The organism is Gordonibacter sp. RACS_AR49 (assembly GCF_030418435.1).
GTDB lineage: Bacteria > Actinomycetota > Coriobacteriia > Coriobacteriales > Eggerthellaceae > Gordonibacter > Gordonibacter urolithinfaciens.
In genome coordinates this window covers 903,381-923,290 of the sequence record NZ_JAIUDM010000001.1, presented here as the reverse complement: position 1 = coordinate 923,290, position 19,910 = coordinate 903,381, and the positions used below count along the sequence as shown (strand labels likewise).

At 63.0% G+C, this 19,910-nt stretch carries 13 protein-coding genes and 2 tRNA genes; 2 read left to right on the top strand and 13 right to left on the bottom strand.

The window, feature by feature from the left end:
- Positions 1-122: 122 nt before the first annotated feature.
- The 3 genes from typA to LB310_RS03900 form a co-directional block, all read right to left on the bottom strand.
- Entirely contained in the window at positions 123-1,934 is a 1,812-nt protein-coding gene (gene typA / locus LB310_RS03910; RefSeq protein WP_162457307.1) for a translational GTPase TypA, read from the bottom strand.
- 100 nt (positions 1,935-2,034) lie between these two features.
- Positions 2,035-2,592, bottom strand: coding sequence for a J domain-containing protein (locus LB310_RS03905; protein ID WP_087191162.1), 558 nt, complete (start codon positions 2,590-2,592; stop codon positions 2,035-2,037).
- Positions 2,593-2,728: 136 nt separating this feature from the next.
- Entirely contained in the window at positions 2,729-3,388 is a 660-nt protein-coding gene (locus LB310_RS03900; protein WP_162611530.1) for a CPBP family intramembrane glutamic endopeptidase, read from the bottom strand.
- 219 nt (positions 3,389-3,607) lie between these two features.
- On the opposite strand from LB310_RS03900, the gene LB310_RS03895 reads away from it, so the two are divergent.
- Positions 3,608-4,564, top strand: coding sequence for a TraX family protein (locus LB310_RS03895; RefSeq protein WP_301154575.1), 957 nt, complete (start codon positions 3,608-3,610; stop codon positions 4,562-4,564).
- A 36-nt stretch (positions 4,565-4,600) separates the two neighbouring features.
- Here the strand turns inward: LB310_RS03895 and LB310_RS03890 are convergent.
- Together LB310_RS03890 and LB310_RS03885 are read right to left on the bottom strand one after the other, a co-directional pair.
- Positions 4,601-4,676, bottom strand: a tRNA-Ala gene (locus LB310_RS03890).
- A 127-nt stretch (positions 4,677-4,803) separates the two neighbouring features.
- A tRNA-Ile gene (locus tag LB310_RS03885) sits at positions 4,804-4,880 on the bottom strand.
- Positions 4,881-5,202: 322 nt separating this feature from the next.
- On the opposite strand from LB310_RS03885, the gene LB310_RS03880 reads away from it, so the two are divergent.
- Complete coding sequence (locus LB310_RS03880) at positions 5,203-5,706, top strand: bifunctional nuclease family protein (RefSeq protein ID WP_087191160.1); 504 nt, start codon at positions 5,203-5,205, stop codon at positions 5,704-5,706.
- 86 nt (positions 5,707-5,792) lie between these two features.
- Here LB310_RS03880 and LB310_RS03875 read toward each other — a convergent pair whose 3' ends face one another.
- From LB310_RS03875 to LB310_RS03840, 8 genes are all read right to left on the bottom strand, one after another.
- Positions 5,793-7,514 carry an MATE family efflux transporter gene (locus LB310_RS03875; RefSeq protein ID WP_157005125.1) on the bottom strand — a complete coding sequence of 574 codons (1,722 nt, stop codon included), beginning with the start codon at positions 7,512-7,514 and terminating at the stop codon, positions 5,793-5,795.
- A gap of 512 nt (positions 7,515-8,026) precedes the next feature.
- Positions 8,027-10,804, bottom strand: a complete 2,778-nt coding sequence (gene gyrA / locus LB310_RS03870) for a DNA gyrase subunit A (protein WP_162457308.1) — start codon at positions 10,802-10,804, stop codon at positions 8,027-8,029.
- A gap of 11 nt (positions 10,805-10,815) precedes the next feature.
- A complete protein-coding gene (gyrB, locus tag LB310_RS03865; protein ID WP_204244325.1) occupies positions 10,816-12,786 on the bottom strand; it encodes a DNA topoisomerase (ATP-hydrolyzing) subunit B in 1,971 nt (656 codons plus the stop codon).
- Positions 12,787-13,095: 309 nt separating this feature from the next.
- A complete protein-coding gene (locus tag LB310_RS03860; RefSeq protein ID WP_157009625.1) occupies positions 13,096-13,800 on the bottom strand; it encodes a phosphoadenosine phosphosulfate sulfotransferase in 705 nt (234 codons plus the stop codon).
- The gene (locus LB310_RS03855; protein WP_087191155.1) at positions 13,797-15,041 is read right to left on the bottom strand and encodes a DNA replication/repair protein RecF; all 1,245 of its coding nucleotides are present in this window, start codon (positions 15,039-15,041) and stop codon (positions 13,797-13,799) included. Before LB310_RS03855 ends, LB310_RS03860 begins: the two co-directional genes overlap by 4 nt.
- A 24-nt stretch (positions 15,042-15,065) precedes the next feature.
- Positions 15,066-16,166 (bottom strand): DNA polymerase III subunit beta, encoded by a 1,101-nt coding sequence (dnaN, locus tag LB310_RS03850; RefSeq protein ID WP_096227512.1) that lies wholly within the window; start codon positions 16,164-16,166, stop codon positions 15,066-15,068.
- Positions 16,167-16,846: 680 nt separating this feature from the next.
- Positions 16,847-18,448: a chromosomal replication initiator protein DnaA gene (gene dnaA, locus LB310_RS03845; protein WP_301154574.1), complete on the bottom strand. Its 1,602-nt coding sequence runs from the start codon at positions 18,446-18,448 to the stop codon at positions 16,847-16,849.
- Positions 18,449-18,541: 93 nt separating this feature from the next.
- On the bottom strand, positions 18,542-19,384 hold the full coding sequence (locus LB310_RS03840) for an ATP-binding protein (RefSeq protein ID WP_166521698.1): 843 nt from the start codon (positions 19,382-19,384) through the stop codon (positions 18,542-18,544).
- Positions 19,385-19,910 lie beyond the last annotated feature (526 nt).

Genomic DNA, 19,910 nt, shown 5'->3' with positions numbered 1-19,910 from the left:
CGATGCACAATATGCCCACTTTCGCTTCACGAAGCGTGGACGGGGCCTTATGCGAAGAGGCACCCCCTACGCTGACGTGGAGGTGCCTCTTGTCGAAGCGCATGCGAACCTGCGGAAACCTGCTAGTTCTTGTTGGCCTTCTTGCGCTCGATGGAGTTTAGGATGCGCTTGCGCAGGCGGATACTCTGGGGCGTGACCTCCACCAGCTCGTCATCCTCGATGTACTCCAGCGCCTCTTCCAGCGTGAACGTCTGCGGCGGCGTGAGCTGGATGGCCTTGTCGGCGCCGCTCGAGCGCTGGTTGCCCAGCTGCTTGGACTTCGCGATGTTGACGACCATGTCGCCTTCCTTCGCGCTCTCGCCCACGATCATGCCCTCGTAGCAATCCTCGCCCGGACCGACGAACAGCTTGCCGCGCTCCTGCAGCGTGTCCAGCGCGTAGGCGACCGATTTCTCGGTGGACATGCTGATCATGGAGCCGTTCTTGCGGCCGTTGAAGTCTCCGCGGTAGGCGCCGTACTCGCTGAAGTGGTGGAACATGGTGGCCTCGCCGCGAGTGACGTTCAGCAGGCGCGTGCGCAGGCCCATGGTGCCGCGCGTGGGGATCTTGAACACGAGGTGCGTCTGGTCGCCGCGCTGGAACATGTCGGCCATCTCGCCGCCGGCGCTGCCGAACACCTCGATGGCCTTGCCCGCGTACTCGCTGGGCACGTCGACCGTGGCCTCCTCGATGGGCTCCAGCTTGCGGCCCTGCTCGTCCTTCTTGATGAGCACGCGCGGGCGGCCCACCTGAAACTCGAAGCCCTCGCGGCGCATGGTCTCCATGAGCACGGACAAGTGCAGCACGCCGCGGCCGGCCACTTCTACGCCGGACTTGTCCTCCAGTTCCTCGATGCGCATGGAGATGTTGCTCTCCGCCTCGCGCATGAGGCGCTCCTTCAACTGGCGCGCGCCCACGATGTCGCCCTCGCGGCCGATGAGCGGGCTGGTGGACGCCTCGAACACAACGGCCATCGTGGGCTCCTCCACCTCGATGGGGTCGAGGCGCACCGGGTTCTCGCGGCTCGTGACCATGTCGCCGATGTCGGCGTCCTCCACGCCCACCACGGCCACGATGTCGCCCGCATACACTTCCTGCTGCTTCTTCTTGCCCAGCTCCTCGAACGTGAACACGTCTTTGATGACGGTGTTGTAGCGCGTGTTGTCGTTCTTGATGACCAGCGCCTGCTCGTTCTTGTGGATGGTGCCGCTGAACAGGCGGCCCACGCCGATGCGGCCGACGAAGCTGGAGTGGTCGACCGTGCAGATCTGCAGCGCCACCGGGCCGTTCGGCTCGCAGTCGGGTGCGGGGATCTCCTTGAGGATGGTGTCGAGCAGCGGCAGCATGTCCATGTTGTCGTCGTCAGGGGCGTAACGCGCATAGCCGTTCACGGCGCTGGCGTAGATGATGGGGAAATCCAGCTGCTCGTCGGATGCCTCGAGCTCAACCATGAGGTCGAACACCTCGTCCACCACTTCCTCGGGACGGGCGCCGGGACGGTCGATCTTGTTCACCACGAGCACGATGCGCAGGCCGAGCGACAGCGCATGCTTCAGCACGAAGCGCGTCTGGGGCATGGGACCCTCGAACGCGTCCACGATGAGCAAGGCGCCGTCGGCCATGTTGAGCACGCGCTCCACCTCGCCGCCGAAGTCGGCGTGGCCCGGCGTGTCGATGACGTTGATCTTCACGCCGTTGTAGGTGACGGAGATGTTCTTCGACAGGATGGTGATGCCGCGCTCGCGCTCCTGGTCGTTGCTGTCGAGCACGCGCTCGTCCACCTGCTGGTTCTCGCGGAACACGCCGCTCGTGTACAGCAGCCGGTCCACGAGCGTGGTCTTGCCGTGGTCGACGTGGGCGATGATGGCGATGTTGCGGAGGTTCTCTTGTTTCACGCTGTTCCTTCTTCTCTCGGTATCGGTTGCGCGGCGCGGGGCCGCGGTGGTTCCCTTGCAGGTGCGCCGGGTGCCGGCGCGAGGTAGAAAGGCGGCGGGGCTACTCCAAGTCCTCCAGCTCGCTTTCCAGGCGGCGCTGCTCGGCCTTGAGCTCGTCGATATGCTCGTTGAGCGTGCCGATGGTGCGCTGGGCGCCGACAGCCTGGATGATGCCCCACACCACGGCCGTCACACCTGCCGTGGCCAGGATGAGCAGCGGCCCCGGCTTGCGGAACAGGATGGCCACCACTGCGCCGACACCCGCCATGACCAGCCCGTTGCGGCGCTCGTCGTACACGACGTCGCGCTGGTGCACCAGCTGCGTGCGCGCCGCGGCAATGCCGGCGAGGCGCGCCTCGGCCCGGCCTCCCGGCCCATAGGCGCGCGTTGCGGAAGCGGTGCGGCCGGCCTTCGTGCGCGAACCTTTTCCGCTGGTCAGGTATTCGTATGCCTCTTGGAGGTTCTTGAACTGCTCGGTGGCGCGGTCTTGGAGCTTCTTGTTCGTGGCGAAGCGGTCGGGATGCAGGATCTGCGCCGTTTCCTTGTAAGCCGTCTTGATGTCGGCGAGGGTGGCATCCTCGTCGAGTCCCAAGATGCGCAGTGCTTCCGTCCGGTTCATAACTCCCCGCAGGATCGTGGTGGCGCGCTGCTCGCGCGTTTGTTTGCCGAAGAAGTATAGTACCACGTCGGCATGGGGAGCCGCGGCGCGGCAAGGGGCGTCACAGAATGCACGCGGGACGAAGGCCGCAGCAGGATCAAGCCAGCCGGTCGGCTCGTGCCAAGCCGCGGAGCGCGGCGACGGCAAGAGGAACGAATAGCGCGATCGTTCCCAGCAGAACGGCCAGGTCGGCGGGGCTGCCCGTCACATAGGTTTCCACCAGCTGCCCGCTCGTCGCGAACGACGGCAGCTCTGACAGGGCATTGAACGCCGCATGCGCGCCTGAGACCAACCACAGGTTCCCCGACTGCGCGTACACGCCCGCCATGATGACGCCGAACAAGGCCGCCTGCACCGGTTTGCCCGCAAGCTGGACGAGGAAGACGGCATCGGCCGGCGGAGCAGCGGTTCCCGAAACATGTAGGATGCCGAAAATCGCAGCCGAAGCCGCTGCTGCGACGAGCAGCGGGCGGCAGGTTCCCGCCCTTTCCAGCGACTCCGCAAAGCTGCGGAACAGGACCCCGCGGAACAGCGCCTCCTCGAACACGCCGGTAAGAAGGCAAAGGATCAGGAACAGGGCGATATCCTCAGAACCGGGAGGCTTTATCCCGGCCGCCGCCCCTGCGAGGCCGGCCGTCGCAAGCCCCGCCGCAAGGGCGATGGCCAGCACACCGGCGCACATGAGGAAGGCGCCGCATGCGCTTCTCGGTATGGGACGCCTGATTTTCAGGACCGCCGGATCGAACAGCGCGAGCACCGCGAGGACAGCGGCTCCGGCTGCGGCCGTCTGCGCGGCAACAGCGCCCGGCGAGCTGCCGGGCACGACGTTCAGGCACACGACGGCCAACGTACAGGAGGCGACGACGTACGCAAGGAGGTGGCGGCGGCGTAAGGCAGGAAGGCTCATGGGATGCAGTATAATCGATGCCTTGCACCGTCAGGTGCACGAAACAGCCGCGGAGACGGAGGCAAGCCGATGGCAGGCAGCGAACGAGGGGCAGCATGTGCCGGAACCGGCGGGCTGTCGTCGTTCGCGCTCAAGGCGGTGGCCATCGTCGGCATGACCGCGAACCACGCGGGCTACCTCTTCGCAGACCAGCTTCCGCTCTGGGCGTCATGCGTGCTCATCGGATTGGGCGGCCTCACGTTTCCCACCATGGCCTTCCTGCTGGTCGAGGGATACCGCCGCACGTCCAACGTCAAGCGGTACGCGTTCCGGCTCGGGGTGTTCGCGCTGGTATCCCAGCTTCCCTATGGCCTGTTCCTCGCCGATAACGGCAACGTGCTGTTCACGCTGCTCATAGGCCTGGGCGTGCTGTACGCCGACGAGCATATGCGCAACCGCGGTGCGTTCTGGGCAATAGCCGCAGCGGGGGCGCTGGTCAGCCTGACATGCGACTGGGGCTTTATCGGCGTGGTCGTGATCGTGCTGTTCAAGAAGCTGGGCGCCGGCCCGTGTCCAAAAGGCGGGGCACGACCAGCGGAGGCGCCCACATCGAAGGACTCTCCTGCAAGCGCTGCGACGGACAATGGCGAGAAGGTGTCCGCCGCCGTCTCGGCTGCCGCACCCGACACCCCGCTTGTCGCCGCACCCGACGCGAGTGCAAGCTCCTCCCCTTTCGTCCACGGCGCCGACGACGCCGTGCCCGCCCTGCTGCGCACGCCGCTCGGCGCCGTGGCCGCCCCGGTCCTGTTGGTTGCCATCGCCGACGGCCTTCCCCTACTCGGAGAGCTCGCGAGCTTCGTTATCAGGAGCGGAGACTGGTCACTGCTCCCCTTCGTCCTCTACCCGCTCGTAGGCTGCCCCGCAACCATCCCGCTGCTCTACGCTTATCGCGGCCGCCGCGGGCTTCCCATGAAATGGTTCTTCTACGCCTACTACCCGGCCCATATTGCTGTGCTGGGCGTAGTGCACCTGCTGCTGTTCGGTTGAGGAAAAAAGAAACGGCCTCGCGGCCGTTGGATGATATGGTGGAGCATAGGGGGATCGAACCCCTGACCTACGGCTTGCAAAGCCGTCGCTCTCCCAGCTGAGCTAATGCCCCGTTCTGTTTCGTCTCGCGCCTGCCGCCTCGGAACGAGCCTCGGCAAAGGGAAACGGCACTTTCTTCGGAAAATAATAAACGCTCCACCGGCTAACTCGGCTCACGGTGGAGCGTTTATCGCAAAAAATGGTGGGCCCGAATGGATTTGAACCAGCGACCTCACGCTTATCAGGCGTGCGCTCTAACCAACTGAGCTACGGGCCCGTAAAAAAGTGCCTGGATACTGTAACCCAGAATCAACGGTTTGGTCAAGCGATTTTCAAAAGGAATTTCAAAAGGTTTCCCTGACGACGCTTTCGAGCATCCTTCCCGCAAAGCCGAGAGGAGCGACGGTCGCGCCGTCCGCCCTGCACTGACTATCGAAACATCGCGATCGACACGGAGACCGACGAAGACTCGCGGACAGTTTGCCACAGGCCCGTCACACGAGGAAAACGCCTTCCTCGCGAACCGTCCCGGCCTCAAGGGAGCGGTATAATCGGGATTAAGCGACGTACCGGCGAACCCGAGGCAACGAGGAGCTGCGATGAAACCCGTCAACGTGCAAACCCTGATCGTGTCGGCCGCGCCGGCGCCCTCCATTCTCGTACTGCAGCCGATAGAGGAACCGTCGCAGCCCGGAAAGTACCGCATCGTGCCCATCTGGGTTGGCATGAACGAGGCCACTCAACTGGGGATAGCCCTTGAGAAGGCCCGTTTGACGCGGCCCATGACGCATGACTTGTTCCTCGATGCGCTCACGAACCTCGATGCGCGCGTCGACCACGTGGTCATCAACGACGTGAAGGGCGCCATGTTCTTCGCACGCCTCACGCTCAAACAGCACGACCGCCTGATCGACCTGGATGCGCGCCCGTCCGATGCCATCGCCCTCGCGCTGCGCCAGCAGGCTCCCATCTTCATCGAGGAGGACGTGCTCGAGCGGGCGTCGTTCCCCTATGTGTTCAAGAACGCGCCGGATGCGGAAGACGAGCTCGCCGATTTCCGCACATTCCTGGAAGAGCTGGCCCCGGAGGACTTCGAAGGATAAACCCAGCACCGGCCTGCCGACTGCTGCCCTGAAGGGGCGGGCGGGGGCAGTTCGGCGGCGGGCGGCGGGGCCCGAGAAAGCCCCGCTTACCAGAACGACGAGGCGATGTCGTCGAGAACGGACGCCGTGTTGCTGCCGTCGAACGCTGTGGTCACCACGAACGAGGGGGCGTTCACCCCCACGATCTCGCCCTGCTTCACCCGTGTCGGCGCAAAAGGGCCGAACGTCGGCTCGGTAGGCGGCAGTTCAGGCTTCTCCAGGGCCGCAGACGCACGTGAGCCGCCCTCATCGATGCCGGTCGACGCCGGATGTCGCCGGCGCGAGCCTGCATGTTCCCTTTCGCCCCCTTGGGCAGAGCCGGGCACCCGTCGCTTCCAGCCCCCACGCGCGAACGTGGCGATGAGGAAGCCGGCGCGCAGCCATTCGTCGATGCACATCGCTATCCACATGCCCACGAGGCCCCAGCCCCAGCCGATACCCAACAGCCAGCCGCCGCCCACTGCGAACACCCACGAGAACGCCACGTTCACCGTTACCGGCGTGCGCACGTCGCCGAGCGCGATGAGAGCGCGCACCATCACGATGTTCAGGCTGCGGCCTATTCCCAAGAACACCTCCACCAGCATGATCTGCCGGCCCAGCTCGTGCACGACCGGGTCGGCGGTGAGCAGACCCACCACGGCGTCGAAGTTCCACCACAGCGTGAGCGACACGGCCGTGGTGAGCACGGCCGCGATGAGGTCGGCCATCCATACGCGCCGGCGCACGATGTCGAACTTGCCGGCGCCGAACAGGTAGCCTAGCACGATCTGCGTCGCCTGCGAAAGCGCGATGGAATACAGATAGGCAATGCTCGCCAGCATGGAGCAGTACACTTTCACCGTGACCACCGTCGTACCCAGCACGTTGATGAACGACAGGATGACGATCTGCGCCAGGTCGTAGTTCATCTGCTCGCCCGACGAGGGAATGCCCACGCCCAGCATGTTCTTGAGCGTCTTTTTCGGGAACGGACGCAGCAGCCGCGGCGACGGGCGCACGTCGGTGTGGCGCAGCAACAGGAACACCGCCAACCCCAGGCCCACGACGCGTGCCGCCACGTTGGCGGCTGCGGTGCCCTCCACGCCGAGCGCCAGCACGCCGCCCAGACCGTTCACCAGCACGAGGCCCACGCCAACGTTCACCGCGTTCATGGCCAGGCTGGCACCCATGACGTCGCCCACGCGCGCGAAGCTGCGCAGAAGAGCCGTGATGGCGAAGAACGCACCTTGCAAGATGGTGGTGGAGCCCACGATAAGCAGGAACGAGGAGCCCATGCCCCACAGCGTGGTATCGATGTGCAGCCACCCGAAGAACTGCGGCCAGAACGTGAACAGCACCGCCGTCATGAGCGCGCCCAGGGCCATGTTCACCACGAGCGCGACGGTGGCGATCTCCGATATCGTGCGCTTGGACGAGGCGTTCCCCAGCACGCGCGTGACCAGCACGGTGGACGCCGTTCCCATGGCTGACAACGCGATGGTGATGATGTTGAGTATCTGCAGCGCGTTGCCCACGGCGGCGGCCGGGTCGGTGCCGTGCGGGGCCAGCATCATCTGGTTCACGTTGCCTACCATGATCTGCATGAACAGCTCGATGAACAGCGGGACGGACAGCACGAACACGTCGGCCGACGAGGTCTTCTCGGCCGGCGCCCGGCCGGCGCGGGCCCTCCGCGCCTCTCCGGCGCGCCGCCGTGCGCCCTGCGCGTGCCCCCAGGCTCCCTGTGCGCACCCGCGCGCCCCTTGGGCCAATGCGGTTATGGACATGGGCTTCTCCGCCCCCTTTCATCACGTTGCGCCGCCCCTTCGGCGGACGCGCTTACGATCACAAGGCGTGCAGTATACGGCACGTCAACATCCGTGTTACGGACGGGCATCCCATCCACGAAGTCCGCATTCATGAGTACGAACGTTCGCTAAAAATAAGCGCGTAATGAATTTTTAATTCATGATTTTTTGAGTCATCAAATGTTTCACGTGAAACATTTTGCGTGAAACACCGCAAAAATTGAAATTATTGCAAACATTGAAAGAGTGAACGAGAGTAAATAACGGGGAATAGAAAATCGGATCATCAAAAAAAATTATTTTCCTTATTAGGAGAATGTACTAATAAGGAGAAATACACTTCTCCTTATTTTTCTCCTTCGCCTTTACTTAGCCTTTACCCACCGTTTCCCTTCGGCTCCCCTCGCAACTGCCATTCCAAATCGCCATCCCAAACAACAACGGGCCCTTTCGGGCCCGCTGTCGATGATTCTTATATTTCCCGTTCGGCTTTAAGCCTCGTCGATTTCGTTCTTGGCGAGGTCGCCTTCCTCGGACTCCTCTTCCAGAAGGTCGATCTGCGACTCGTCCTCGGCTCCGGGCTTCTCGCCGGCGGGGCGCTTCTTCTTGGCACGGCTTGAGATGGCCACAGCCGTCACGCGGTCGCCGTCACCCACCTTCATCACGCAGACGCCCTGCGTGGAGCGGCCGAGCTCGGAGATACCGGACACCGGGGTGCGCACGACCACGCCCTCCTCGGACATGATCATGATCTCCTCGTCGGGCGCCACGATCTTCATGGCAGCCAAGAGGCCCTTCTTCTCCGTCATCGTGATGGTGAACACGCCCTGGCCGCCGCGGTGGTGGTCGGGGTAGTCGCTCACCGGGGTGCGCTTGCCGAAGCCCTTCTCGGTGATGACGAACAGCTCGGTACCGGGCTTGGCTATCTCCATGCCCAGCACGCGGGCGATGGGCGGCACGTTCATGCCGCGGACGCCCATGGTGTCGCGACCCATGCCGCGCACCTCGCCCTCGTCCCACTTGATGGCCTTGCCGGCGCTCGACACCATGATGACCTTCTCGCCGGGAGCGACGCGCTTCACCGAGATAAGCTCGTCATTATCCTTCAGGTTGATGGCGATGAGGCCGTCGCGGCGCGTGCGGTCGTACAGCTCCATGGACGTCTTCTTCACCATGCCATGAGACGTGGCGAACATGAGGAACTCGTCGGATGGGAAGTCCTTCGTGGCAATGACGGCGGAGATGGTCTCCCCCTTCGCCAGCGGCAGCAGGTTCACGATGGCCGTGCCGCGCGCATGGCGCGATGCCTCGGGAAGCTCGTACACCTTCAGGCGGTACACCTTGCCGGCCGTGGAGAAGAACAGCATGTAGGCGTGGGTCGACGCCACGAACAGGTGCTCCACGTAGTCGTTGTCCTTCAGGTTCACGCCCTGCATGCCCTTGCCGCCGCGCTTCTGCTGGCGGTACGTGGCCACGGGCAGGCGCTTCACGTAGCCGGCCTTCGTCACCGTCACCACCATGTTCTCGTCGGCGATGAGGTCCTCCACGTCGATGTCCTTGGCGTCGGCCGAGAGCAGCGTCTTGCGCGGCGTGCCGAACTTCTTCTTGATCTCCTGCAGCTCGTCCTTGATGATCTGGCGCACGAGCGTCATGTCGCCCAGGACGCGCCGGTAGTAGTCTATCTTCTCGCGCAGGGCGGCCAGCTCGTCCTCGATCTTGCCGCGCTCCAAGCCGGTCAGGCGGCGCAGCTTCATCTCCAGGATGGCGTCGGTCTGCTTCTTCGACAGGCCAAAGCGCTCGGTGAGGCGGGAGGCCGCCTCGGCGTCGGTCTGCGAGGAGCGGATGATGCTGATGACCTCGTCGATGTTGTCAAGGGCGACCACCAAGCCCTCGAGGATATGCGCGCGCTCCTCGGCCTTCGCCAGCTCGTAGCGCGTCCGGCGCACAATGACGTCTTCCTGGTGCGCGATGTAGTAGTGCAGCATCTCCTTGAGCGAGAGCACGCGCGGCACGCCGTCCACGAGCGACAGCATGATGGCGCCGAAGCCCACCTGCAGCTGCGTGTGCTTGTACAGCTTGTTGAGCACCACCTGTGGAATGGCGTTCTGCTTGAGGTCGATGATGATGTCGATGCCGTGGCGGTCGGCGCCGTCGTGGATGTTCGAGATTTCGGGCAGCTTCTTGTCGCGCACGAGCTCGCCCAGCTTCTCCAGCAGGCGCTGGCGGTTCACCATGTAGGGGATTTCCTTCACGATGATGGAGCTGCGGCCGTTCTTCTTCTCCTCAACCTCGCAGCGGGCGCGCACGGTGAGCGAGCCGCGGCCCGTCTCGTAGGCGTCGATGATGCCCTTCTTGCCCATGATGATGCCGCCCGTGGGGAAGTCGGGGCCCGGCAGGGCCTTCATGAGCTCCTCGGTGGTGACGTCGGGGTTGTCGAGCATGAGGCACGTGGCGTCGATGGTCTCGCGCAGGTTGTGCGGCGGGATGTTCGTGGCCATGCCAACGGCGATGCCCTGCGAGCCGTTCACCAGCAGGTTCGGGAAGCGGGCCGGCAGCACGACGGGCTCTTCCAAGCTCTCGTCGTAGTTCGGCTGGAAATCGACCGTCTCCTTGTCGAGGTCGGAGAGCAACTCCATGGCCGCCTTGTCGAGGCGCGCCTCGGTATAGCGCATGGCGGCCGCGCCGTCGCCGTCGATGGATCCGAAGTTGCCGTGGCCGTCGATCAGGGGCACGCGCATGGAAAACGGCTGCGCGAGGCGCACCATGGTGTCGTACACCGCCAAGTCGCCGTGCGGGTGGTACTTGCCGATGACGTCGCCCACGGTACGGGCCGACTTCATGTGCGGGCGCGAGGGCGTGTAGCCGCTCTCGTTCATGGCATAGAGGATGCGGCGATGGACCGGCTTCAGGCCGTCGCGCACGTCCGGCAGGGCGCGGGCGACGATGACGCTCATGGAGTATTCCAGGAACGACGTCTGCATCTCCTTGCCCAGGTACGCCGTGCGCACGATGGTGCCGTTGCCTCCGTTGGCGCCCTCCACGATCTCGCCATGGGCGCTCGGCAGGTCGTCCTTGATGAGCGCCTTCGCGCGCATCTCGTCGGAGATCACCGAGCCTGGGCCGCGCGGGGCGTCGTCGTCCTCCTCAGCATCCTCGGCATCGGCGAGGGCGCCTTCCAGGTCGTCCTCTTCCCCGTCGCCGTTCGCCGCGTCGAAGTCCTCCTCCGCGCGGTTCAGGAACTCGTCGAAAGAATCGTTGTTGTCTGCCACTTAGATTCTCCTTAAATGTCCAGGAAACGGACGTCGCGGGCGTGCTTCTGGATGAACTCCTTGCGGGGCTCCACCTGGTCGCCCATGAGCTCGCTCACCACGCGCTCGGCCTCGGCGGCGTCGTCGATGTTCACCTGCAGAAGCGTGCGCGTCTCGGGCTCCATGGTGGTCTCCCACAGCTGGTCGGGGTCCATCTCGCCAAGGCCTTTGTAGCGCTGGACGTCGAACTTGTCCGGGTTGTCGTACTCCGCGAGCACCGAGCCGAGCGCGCTCTCGTCGTAGATGTAGCGCTCGATCTTGGGGCTGCGCGAGTTCTTCTTCTTCAGGCCGAAGATGGGCGGCTGCGCGATGTAGATGTAGCCGCGGTTGATGAGCTCCGGCATGTAGCGGTAGAAGAATGTGAGCAGCAGGCAGCGGATGTGCGCGCCGTCCACATCGGCGTCGGTCATGATGATGATGCGGTGGTAGCGCGCCTGGTCGGCGTCGAAGTCGTCGCCGATGTTCGTGCCGATGGCCGTGATGAGCGAGCTGATGGTGTCGCTGGAAAGCGAACGGTGAAGGCCCGCGCGCTCCACGTTGAGGATCTTGCCGCGCAGGGGCAGGATGGCCTGCGTCTTGCGGTCGCGGGCCTGCTTGGCCGAGCCGCCTGCGGAGTCGCCCTCTACGATGAATATCTCGGAGTCGGCCGGGGTCTTGGACGAGCAGTCGGCCAGCTTGCCCGGCAGCGCGAACGAGTCGAGCACGCCCTTGCGGCGCGTCATCTCGCGTGCCTTGCGGGCGGCCTCGCGCGCCTTCAGGGCCTGCGTGGCCTTGTCGATGATGCGCTTGGCCGGCTTCGGGTTCTCCTCCAAATATTCGGCGAGGCCCTGCGTCACGGCGTTCTGCACGAGCGGGCGGATCTCGGTGTTGCCGAGCTTCGTCTTCGTCTGGCCCTCGAACTGCGGATCGTGCAGCTTCACCGAGATGATGGCCGCGCAGCCCTCGCGCGTGTCGTCGCCGGAGAGGTTGGAGTCCTTCTCCTTGAGGATGCCCTTCGCACGGGCGTACTCGTTGATGGTGCGCGTGACGGCCTGCTTGAAGCCGTCGAGATGCGTGCCGCCCTCGTGCGTGTTGATGTTGTTCGCGAAGGCCATGACGGAGTTCGTGGAATAGGACGACGACCACTGCATGGCCACCTCCACCGTGCCGTCATCGTTCTCGGCCTCGAAGTAGATGGGCTTGTTCAGCGTCTCCTTGCCCTCGTTCAGGAACTTCACGAAGTCCACGATGCCGCCGGCATACTGGAACACCTCGGTGCGCGGCTCGGGCGCGAGGTCGGACAGCGTGCTGCCGGGGTTCGCGCGCTCGTCGTGCAGGATGATCTTCAGCCCCTTGTTCAGGAACGCCATCTCGCGGAAACGGCTGGCCAGCGTGTCGTAATCGTACACCGTGGTATCGGTGAAGATGGTGGGGTCGGGCCAGAACGTCACCGTCGTGCCGTTGCCGCGCTTGACCTTGCCCACTTCGCGCAGCTTCTCGGCCGTCTTGCCGTGGTCGAAGGAGATATCGTACTGCACCCCCTCCTTGAACACGCTCACCTCCACGCGCGAGGACAGCGCATTCACCACGGACACGCCCACGCCGTGCAGGCCGCCGGACACCTTGTAGCCCTCGCCGCCGAACTTGCCGCCGGCATGAAGGATGGTGAGGACGACCTCCACCGTGGGGATCTTCTCCTTGGGGTGCTTGTCCACGGGGATGCCGCGGCCGTTGTCGTCGACCGTGATGGAGTTGTCGGGGTGGATCCACACCTCGATGGTGTCGCAGTAGCCGGCGAGCGCCTCGTCGACTGCGTTGTCCACGACCTCGTACACCAGGTGGTGCAGGCCGCGCGGGCCCGTCGAGCCGATGTACATGCCCGGACGCTTGCGGACCGCCTCCAGGCCCTCGAGGACCTGGATGTCGGAACCGTCGTAATGGTCAGGTTTGTTTGCCACTGACATGCTCCTTTTTCAGTGCGTTTTTCGTGAGGACGCGCCGCAGTCCCGCGCGCGACGGGCGCGGACGGCGCAGCCGTCGCGGGGCCGTTTCGACCGAGTCCGCATTGCGGCGGTCGGATGGCGGGACGGCAACTGGAAAATTGTACCATAACCACGGTACGGCACCAACAATTTCAACGCCTTTTAAAGGCTTTGAGAAGCCGTATGAGGGGAGATTGGACGAATGTGTAGTAATTTTGTCGAAACGGTCGTTCAGAACCTTGTAGGAGCAGGCTTCGCATCCCCTGGGACGGGATTGGCCGCAAAAGGCCTCTAACGGCGCGGCGCGGAGGGACGCCCTCCCTTGGCGCTCCCACCGGACGCCCCCGGGCCCCCGCCCACCGTCGGCGACCCCGGGGCGGATGCGGCGGCGTCCGCCGCATCCGCATCGCTGCGCGCGGCGCTCGCCAGCAGGGCGCGGTAGAGGGCACGGCGCACGGTTGGGTCCTCCACTTGGTCGGCGCTCTGATGCACGGCGGCCAGCTGGCCCTCCGTCAGCGCGCGGGCCGTGCGCGCCGGGCGCACGAAGGAGCGGGCGGGCGCGCCGGGGCGGGCGGCCTCCTCGCGGAAGGGATGGCGGTTCTTCATGTCTCGGGTAGAGGGCAGTATCCGCAGCGCCTCCACGTCCTCGCCCTGCTCCTTGAACTTCATCTTCAGCAGCTCCTGGCGGTTGTCCAGCTCGGAGCGCACCATGCTGTCGTCGCAGTACACGGCCAGCACCTTGCCCGCAACGGACCCTTGGGTCTCGCTGCGCGGACGGTCGAAGCGCCGCAAGTTGCCCCCTTGCTCGCCCGACATCACGTACACGCTGTTCGTATGGTCGAGCACGAGATCCGCCGAATCACCGCCGAAAACGGCTCCGACGGCATTCCTCCACAGATCGTTCACCTCCGCGAAGCGCAGCGCCTCGGCGCCGCTGGGGTTCTTCTCCTCCAACGTGGCTTTCAACCGGTCAAGGTCCGCCTTGAGCTTCCTCATCGCCCACCCTCCCCCGTTGACGGGCCGGCCGCCGCAGGGCCGCACCCAGCGTGTCGCCGATCCGCGCCGCGCTCGTCCGCAGCGTCCGCACCAGCCGCGCCCGATGCGCGCGCCTCACCCGGCTCCGCCGCGCCTTCCAGCGGCAGTTCCACCACGCGGGCACGGGAGAGCAGGTCCTCGTCGAAGTAGGCGAGGTTCGCGGTGGTGATGAACGTCTGGATGTCTCCCTCGATGAACGACACGAGCGCGTTGCGACGGCCCTCGTCGAGCTCGCTCATGACGTCGTCCAGCAGCAGCACCGGCTTCTGGCCCAGCATCTCCTGGATAAGCGCGGCTTCGGCCAGCTTGAATGCCAGCACGACGGAGCGCTGCTGGCCCTGGCTACCGTAGAGCGCCACGTTGCGCCCTGCGATGAAGAACTCCACGTGGTCCGCATGCGGGCCCACGAGCGCGCGCCGGCGCGCACGTTCCTCGTCGCGTCGGCGGGTGATCTCGGCCTGAAGCCGCTTGCGCGCCTCGTCGCGCCCGAAGGCGAACGTGGCCGGGAGGTCCGGATCGTGGGGCTCCCACGACGGCACGTAGCCCATCATCAGCGCCTCGCGCCCGCCGGCGATGGCGGCGTAGTAGTCGGCCACGCGAGGCGCCAGCTTCTCCACGAGCGCGGAGCGGTAGCATGCCAGTTGCGCTCCGCACGTCACGAGCGTCTCGTCGATGCTCGTGACGAGCTCGGAGGGTGCGTCGTCTTTCAACAGGCGGTTCTTGTAGCGCACCACCTTCTCGTAGTCCTTCTTTATGACGTAGTGGTTCGCCGAGAGCTGCGAGCCCAGCGCGTCGAGCGCAGCGCGCTTGACCGCAGGCGCCCCCTTCGCCAGCTCCAGATCGTCGGGTGCGAACGTCACGGAGGGCACAAGCCCCTTGAGATCGGCTGTTCGCTTGCCCTTGCCGTTCAGGAGATAGCGCTTCTTCCCCTCGCTCACTTGGAGCGACAGCGCGAGCTCGCGGCTGCCGTCGGTCACGTCCGCGTCAAGACGCGCGAAATCGGCGCCCTGGCGCACTATCTGCTCGAGGGAGGGGCGGCGAAACGACTGCAGCGCCGTGAGGAGCTGGATACCCTCCACCACATTCGTCTTTCCCACGGCATTCGGGCCCACGAGCACCGTCAGCGGCCCCAAGGCTGACAATTCGAAGGTCTCGTAGTTCCTGAAGTTGCGAAACGCTATGCGTTCGATACGCAGGTCCATGGGATGCAGAGGATGCGGATGCGCCTAGGCGATGCGTACCGGCATGACGAGGTACAGGAAGTTCTCCGGCTCGGCTGCCTTGAAGATGCCCGGCTTCAGCGACGACTGTACCTCCAGGAACACCTCGTCGGTTCCCACGGCGGCAAGGCCGTCGAGCAGGTACGCGTAGTTGAAGGCTATCTCCACGTCCTCGCCCTCCCCGGAGCACGCAATGGTCTCCTGCGCCGAGCCCACGTCCTGGGCCACGGACGACAGCTGCGTGGTCTGCGAGGCGATGTTGATGTCGAAGCGCACGGGCGAGGAGGACTGGCCGAGCAGCGACGCGCGTTTCACGCCTGCCACGAGGTGTTCCACGGGCATGCTCACGCGGGTAGTGTGGGAATCGGGCAGCAGCTGGCGGTAGTTCGGGAAGTTTCCCTCTATGCGGCGGTTCACGAACACCGTGTCCTGGTAGGTCACGACGATCTGGTTCTCGGCCAGCGCAAACGAAACGGGCCCGTCGGTCTTCGGCAGCGCGGCGATATCCTGCAGGAATGTGCCTGCGATGACGGCCTGAAACTCCTCGCCCGCGTACTCGGGCAGCTCGGCCTCGGTGATGGCCAGGCGGTACGAGTCGGTGGCCACCATCTTCAGGCGCCCGTCTTCGATGGTGATAAGCACACCGGTGAGGATGGCCCGGCTCTCGTCCTTGGAAACCACCCGGGCCACGCGGCGAACCATGGACGAGAACTGGGCGAACGGGATATCCACGCGCTGGGTCACGTCGACATGCGGAAATCCGGGGAAGTCGTCGGGATTGAGCGCCTTGATGGAGAAAGAGGCCGTGTCGCAGGTGATGACGGCGTTCTCCTCGTCGGCCTCCACGTGCACGGCCGCATCGGGAAGGTTCTTCACGATGTCGGCGAACAGCTTGCCGGGCACGACGGCGCGGCCGGGCTGCTCCACGAGGGCGGCAACCGTGTACTGCACGGACAGCTCGAGGTCCGTGGTTTGCAGCGTGAGGGAGTCGTTGTCCGCCTCGAGGAACACGCCGGAGAGGATGGGAAGCGTCGATCGCGTGGCCACGCCCTTGAGCACCACGCTCAAGGCGTTCTGAAGTTCCGATTGGTTGATGCTGAATTTCAAGGCGTTCCCTTTCTCTCACCTATGCGCGTGCGCAGTTCCACCCAGTATGGCAAACATCACGTCATGTTACGCTGCCATTATAAATTCTCCCGGTTATTTTGCCTCACGGTTTTGTCCGGCTGCGGCGGGTGCGCCGCGATTCTTTTCTCTAAAGGTCTTCCATAATTTATCTGAGTTTTTAATAATGATAACAATAAGGACGGTGGATTTGTGGATAACTTGCATCGTCCCTCTTCAACGTCCCTTTTTATTGCTGTTTCCGACGTGGAGGGCACGTACCCTCCCTCAACATCTTTTATTGCTTTCATTATCTTTCCCAAGCGAACCGGTGGTTTTCACCAAGTTGCCAGTCATCTTTCAGTCATGTTTCCGCCGAACGATCGTTCGCTCTATGCCAGTTCGCGGATCTTGCGGTGCTCGGAAAAACTTCCAATAGCGAAGGCTTCACATGCAACGTCAGTTTTAAGCCTGGATGCCTTCCTGACGAGTTCCCTGTGTTTCACGTGAAACAGCACAGCGGTACCGTCGAACGGAAATGCACGTTCGGTCGAATCGAGCGTGTTTCACGTGAAACACAGGAGGTGCGATCAGGCCCGCCACGGCCCGCCCAATAGGATGTTTCACGTGAAACATCCGGCGGGGTTTACTTCTCTCCTTGTTTTCCCGTCATCTGCTGAAGCTTATATTTCCCGGATGAGCTGCTTCAGGGTTTCCAATTCCTCGCGCAGCTCGCGGCTTTCCTTCATCTTCTCCTCCACGTTCGTCACCGAGTACATGACGGTGGAGTGGTCGCGGTTGAACTTCTTACCGATGTCGTTGAACGGCAGGTCGAGCATCTGCCGCGATAGATAGATGGCGATCTGCCGCGCGTAGATGATGTTGCGCGTGCGCTTCTTTCCCACCAGGTCGGCGTGGCTCACCTTGTAGAACGTCTCCACTTCCTTCTGGATGTCGGCGATGGTCAGCCGCTTCGACGGTCCGCCTGAGAAGTGGTTCTCCAACAGGCTGCGCACATCGTCCAGGCTCAGGTCGGGCTGGTTGAAGAACGTCATCTGGTAGATAACCTTCGTCACGGCGCTCTTCAACTCGCGGATGTTCGAGCTGGAGCTCTCCGCGATATACATCTGTATATCGTCGGGGATGGAGAAGCTGGCTTTTCCCTCGGTGGCTCGGTACTCGTCCGCAAAACTCTTCACGATGCCGAGCTTCGTCTCTATCTCCGGCGGTTGAATATCGAACGTGCCGCCGGAGTTGAAGCGGCTCTTGTAGCGCTCATCGATGTCGATGTTCTTCGGCGCGCGGTCGGCCGAGAGCACCACCTGGCGTCCTTGGCCGGTGAGCTTGTTGAATATCTGGAACACGATATCGAGCGTCTGCTTCTTGCCCTGCAGGTACTGCACGTCGTCGATGAGCAGCACGTCGGCTTCCTCGTAGCGCGTCTTGAAGTTCTTGTAGCTGGATTTCTCCTTGTCGTGCGCGGCACTGGCTTCCATGTAATCAGAGAGCAGCTCGGCAGAGTCCACGTAGATGGTAGAGAGGTTGGGCATGGTCTCATGCACATAGTTCTGGATGGCGCGCAACAAGTGGGTCTTTCCGAGGCCCGACTTGCCATAGATGAACAAGGGGTTCAGGTGCGCCTTGCCCGGCATCTCGGCCACGGCCACGGCCATGGAGTAAGCCATGCGGTTGGAGTCGCCGATGACAAAGTTCTCGAATGTGAGCGTGGACGTGGGCCTATCGGGTCCGCCCGGCTCATCTTCGTCTTGGTAGACGTCGCCCAGGGCATCGTCGCCGCCCGGCTCGTAAGCGTCGGCGATCTGGGAGGCGATGGGCGGTTGTTCGGCCGCCGTCTGCTGGGAGGGGGGTTGGGAGGCCGTAGGCGCCCCTGCCGTGTAGCCGCCGACGCCTGCAGGTGCTCCTTCTGCAGCAGCGGCCGGTGCCCCTGCCGGCGCCATCGTCGCCGACGAAGGCGCGGCCGGCGCCGAGGCAACCATGCCCTGGGCCGCTCCTGCCGCCTCCGCTGCGATATCCACCTCGATGAGCACGGTGAACGCCGTGCGGTACAAATCCATGAGCGCCTGCTTGATGAAGTCGACGTAGTGCCGCTCGATCCATGTCTTGATAAAGTCGTTGTCGGCTGTGAGCATGAGGAAATCCTCGCTCATCGCCTGGGGCTGCAGCCGCGAGAAGAAGGCATTGATCTGCGAAGGGTCTATGTTGTTGTAGCTTTTGACCTGATCGCAAACTGCGCGCCAGACCTGCTCGAGCTTTTCGCTTTCCATGGTTATTCCCCTCTTGAGGAGGTTTTACTTACGGTAGAACGGATGCCGCCCTGTTGCGTCCTGTTACGGCGGATGCCCGTCCCTTCGTGGCGATTATAGCGAATTCGCCACGTGGAAGCCCAGATCGGTCAGAATGCGCTTCTGCCCGGCGGTCTTCTCTATAAGGCCGGCCTCTTCCAGCTTCGAGAGGGTTACGTACGTGCTCGACTGGGGCACTCCGGTGAGCCGGGCTAGGTCGGTGACGCCCAGCGCACCTTCGCTCAAGAAGATGGGCAGGAAGTCGCGCTCGCGCTGTGATAGCGGCGGAAGCGGCGGCATTGCCGGCTGCGGAGCGTATCCCCTCCCGCTAGTGGCAGGTCTTCGCTGTTCATAGGGTGATTCCGGTACGTAGGCCGCCGATTCCTCATTGCTTTTCAGGCTGATGGTGACCACCGCGCCAGTACCGAGGTTATCTTCGATCGAGATGGTGCCGTGCGAGAAGTCCAAGTACTCCTTCACGATGGGAAGGCCCGATCCGACACCGCGGATATAGTGCTTCATCGGCTCGATGGCCGATGTGAAGCCGGGCAGCTGCGCCTTGTCTTTCATCATGATCCCCGGACCCTGGTCGGCGAACCTGATGGTGTTCCCCTCGTCAAGGATGGAGACGATGATCTCGGCGAACCGTGCATGGATGAAGTTTTCCGATACCTCGCGGATGACGGTATAGGGAATCGTGCCGCCCGCCATCTTCGCCTGTTCGTAGATTTTCGAGGCAAGGTGCTCGATGAAGTCCGCCGTGGGTGCCGGCTGGATCTCGGTGATACGCGGCGCGCTGCGGAGATCATCGTACTGAGCTATGCGCGCAACGGTCTGCACATAGGTATAGTCGAACGCACCGGCGTTGCCATCAGCGGGTTCATTGCCTTGGTTTGAATGTTCAATCTGGTCGTTCAATGGTATTCCGTTTTTCAGATTCGATATTCAACATTTTTCAAAGACATTCAACGGCATTGTACCTTTTTTTCATGCGTGAATCTATTCACCTGCGGAATTCATGGATTGAATTTGCTTTCATTCATTATCGAATGAAAATGAAAGCAGTAACGAAGAGGGTTTTTCAGAGTTTTCAACATTTTATTCAGAAAAAGTGGAAAACCATGAACAAGACTGAATGGAGAATTCTGGAAAACGTTGAAAAGCGCCTGAATTGTTGAAATTTTCATTGACTTGCAAGAGGAAAAGGTTTCCCCAGATAGGATTCATCTACCCATGCAAATGGTGTCGATTCGGTGTAAGGAACATTGCGATACGGCAACCTCTGAAAATAATTTGTATGGTGGATCGGTGAGAAATACCAGATCAAAAGCGTGTTCATTAAGAGTGGAATCCAAAATGGCTGATAGGGCCTTTGTAAATTCCTTTTAAACACACCCTTGACAAACGGCTGTCGTTAGAGATTTCCACAAAGGCCGCCGAATGA

Coding starts and splice junctions, on each gene's coding strand:
- LB310_RS03905 (WP_087191162.1), bottom strand. CDS start 2,592: ATGAACCGGACGGAAGCACTGCGCATCTTGGGACTCGACGAGGATGCC.
- LB310_RS03895 (WP_301154575.1), top strand. CDS start 3,608: ATGGCAGGCAGCGAACGAGGGGCAGCATGTGCCGGAACCGGCGGGCTG.
- LB310_RS03880 (WP_087191160.1), top strand. CDS start 5,203: ATGAAACCCGTCAACGTGCAAACCCTGATCGTGTCGGCCGCGCCGGCG.
- LB310_RS03875 (WP_157005125.1), bottom strand. CDS start 7,514: ATGTCCATAACCGCATTGGCCCAAGGGGCGCGCGGGTGCGCACAGGGA.
- gyrB (WP_204244325.1), bottom strand. CDS start 12,786: ATGTCAGTGGCAAACAAACCTGACCATTACGACGGTTCCGACATCCAG.
- LB310_RS03860 (WP_157009625.1), bottom strand. CDS start 13,800: ATGAGGAAGCTCAAGGCGGACCTTGACCGGTTGAAAGCCACGTTGGAG.
- LB310_RS03855 (WP_087191155.1), bottom strand. CDS start 15,041: ATGGACCTGCGTATCGAACGCATAGCGTTTCGCAACTTCAGGAACTAC.
- dnaA (WP_301154574.1), bottom strand. CDS start 18,448: ATGGAAAGCGAAAAGCTCGAGCAGGTCTGGCGCGCAGTTTGCGATCAG.